We start from the raw sequence: 2,289 nt of genomic DNA, 5'->3' as shown, positions 1-2,289 counted from the left end.
GAATTAGCTGCTGGCAAAGAAGAGCAACTAACCGCTATCAAAGAGAACTATGAGCGCATAAGACACGACATTCAGTTGAAGTACGCTCAGAAGCAGATGCTCGCACAGAACCAGACGGCAATGGCTTACATTGAAAGTCTAAGCTCTATGGCTGGATCAATGACCACAATTATGGCGGCTGCTGGCGATGATGCTAGTGGTGCTTACAGGGTTATGTTCGCACTGTCTAAATCGTTCAGTATTGCTCAGTCGATGTTAAGTATTACAACCGCACTGTCGCAGGTGTTAGCAGATCCGACAGCATTGACACCGATGCAAAAGATGGCCAACTATGCAACTATTGCGGCTGCTGGTGCTAACATTATTTCGACATTATCCAGTGTCGCTCTTACTGGTATGGCTCACGATGGTATAGCCAACGTTCCAGAAGAGGGTACGTGGCTTCTGAATAAAGGTGAACGAGTTCTTAGTCCCCAACAGAACGCGGACTTTACTAACTTTATGAAGGGTCAATCAAATACTGGCAATAATTCGGGTGGGGGTGTTATCATTAACCAGAACTTTAACATCCAGGGTAATGGTGATGCAGCTTTGAAAAGCGCAGTTCAACAAGCTGCAAGAGATGGCGCCCAGCAAGGTTATAACATGGTACTCCAAGACTTTGCTAACCGTGGATCAATTAGAAAATTAGCGTTGGGGTAAAGATGGCGATATTAACCTGGCCTGAAGCCTTAAGACCTTCTACGATGGACTGGGATCTCGTATCTAACTCTGTAAAATTTACAAGCCCCTTCAACGGGGCTTCACAGGTTGTAGGATATCCAGGATCACGTTGGAGGGCGAGTCTTAAATTTAATAACTTGGACGATTGGGAATCCCGAAAGCTGGAAGTCCTTATCGCTAAGTTGGACGGCATGGTTGGCATGATAAAGTTACACGACTTCGGTAGATGGGGACGCCCACCAGTTGGGACACCTGTGGTCAAAGGAGCAAATAATACCGGGACACAGATACAGTCAAGAGGCTGGCTCGCTAAACGCCTTGTTCTACAAGAAGGTGATTACATTACTGTCAACAACGAACTTAAACTTGTTACAGAAGATGTATGGAGCGACGCCAGTGGTCTTGCTACGGTATACTTTGCACCTATGTTAAGAAATGTCCCACCTGACGGAGCTAAGATAGAAACTGAAAACCCATTTGGATTGTTTCGTTTATCCGATAACACAAATGGTGTGTCCCGTCAACCTGCATTCAATAACTCGTTCACGTTAGAGTTTGAGGAGACCTTTTAAATGATATTTAGTCCGTTCAGCGACTCTTTATTGGACTCTATGGAACAACCTAGCGTCACGATGATAATTGCAGTTGCAATTTATTTTGATTCAGGAACAACGAGAGTCCACTCTGGTACTGGCGTATTATCTATTGATGGTCAGACATTCGTTGGTGTCGGTAATCTTGGTGATGTAGGTGGTGTCACGGAAGAGAATACTACCAGTGCAAGTACGATGTCTCTTACATTAAGTGGACTTGATATGACACTTGTTGGGCAGACACTCAATGAAAACTGCGTAGGACGCGATGTGAAATGTTATATCGCTACTATGGATGAAAGAGGGCAAGTGACTAACGCTAACGTCCTCTTTGAAGGCTTCATTAGTGATACTGCAATGCAAGCGGGCACAACCAACGCTATCACATATACGGTGTCCAACATCTTTGAAAAGTGGTCTTCTGGTATACCAGATCGTTATACAGATGAAAGTCAACAGCGACTACATCCTGGAGACCGCTTCTTTAGATATGTTGCACAAATGGCGGAGCGTTCAATTTATTGGGGAAGTAAAAAAGATGCACCAGGATTCAGTTACGAGTAAGACTCCAGGTTGGCAGATGCGATTGCTAACCACAGTTAACTCCCTCAAAGAAGTCCCATTCAAATGGGGTCAAAACGATTGCTGCATCTTTGCCGCTAAGTGTATTGATGCTCAATATGGTACAAAGATTGCAGATGAAGTTGTCGGTCAATATGACTCAGAGATTAGCTGCAAACGCTTTATGTTGAAACGAGTCAAAGACACATCCCTTGCAATGGTTCTCGATTCATTCTTACCAGTTCGTGTAGACAGAAAGTTTGCTCAACGCGGTGACGTAGTGACATTTAACGGAGATCTCGGCCTGACTGCTGGGGTGGTATGGACCTGTCTCTTATAACAATTCTAATCTGCCCGCGCATAGACAAGTGACGATCTTCATTGTCACCGTCTACTTCAACATACAAAACGA

4 protein-coding genes are annotated in these 2,289 nt (G+C 44.5%); all 4 read left to right on the top strand.

Translation table 11 applies throughout. The annotated features are described in order from the left end of the window. Positions 1-702, top strand: a 702-nt coding sequence (locus BM613_RS15260; protein WP_219930719.1) for a hypothetical protein, incomplete at its 5' end; no start/stop codon positions are given. A 2-nt stretch (positions 703-704) separates the two neighbouring features. Beyond that, positions 705-1,295 (top strand): hypothetical protein, encoded by a 591-nt coding sequence (locus BM613_RS14275; RefSeq protein WP_109431828.1) that lies wholly within the window; start codon positions 705-707, stop codon positions 1,293-1,295. After that, positions 1,296-1,880, top strand: a complete 585-nt coding sequence (locus BM613_RS14270; protein ID WP_109431827.1) for a hypothetical protein — start codon at positions 1,296-1,298, stop codon at positions 1,878-1,880. It abuts the gene before it with no gap. Then, positions 1,855-2,217, top strand: coding sequence for a DUF6950 family protein (locus BM613_RS14265; RefSeq protein ID WP_109431826.1), 363 nt, complete (start codon positions 1,855-1,857; stop codon positions 2,215-2,217). The genes BM613_RS14270 and BM613_RS14265 overlap by 26 nt, the downstream gene beginning before the upstream one ends. Positions 2,218-2,289 lie beyond the last annotated feature (72 nt).

Origin of the sequence: Sulfoacidibacillus thermotolerans, assembly GCF_003144315.1 — a bacterium.
Classification (GTDB): Bacteria; Bacillota; Bacilli; order Alicyclobacillales; family SLC66; genus Sulfoacidibacillus; species Sulfoacidibacillus thermotolerans.
This window is presented reverse-complemented; position numbering and strand designations above follow the sequence as displayed.

What these genes read in the sequence shown, in the direction of transcription:
- BM613_RS14275 (WP_109431828.1), top strand. Translation starts at nt 705, where the DNA reads ATGGCGATATTAACCTGGCCTGAAGCCTTAAGACCTTCTACGATGGAC.
- BM613_RS14265 (WP_109431826.1), top strand. Translation starts at nt 1,855, where the DNA reads ATGCACCAGGATTCAGTTACGAGTAAGACTCCAGGTTGGCAGATGCGA.
- BM613_RS14270 (WP_109431827.1), top strand. Translation starts at nt 1,296, where the DNA reads ATGATATTTAGTCCGTTCAGCGACTCTTTATTGGACTCTATGGAACAA.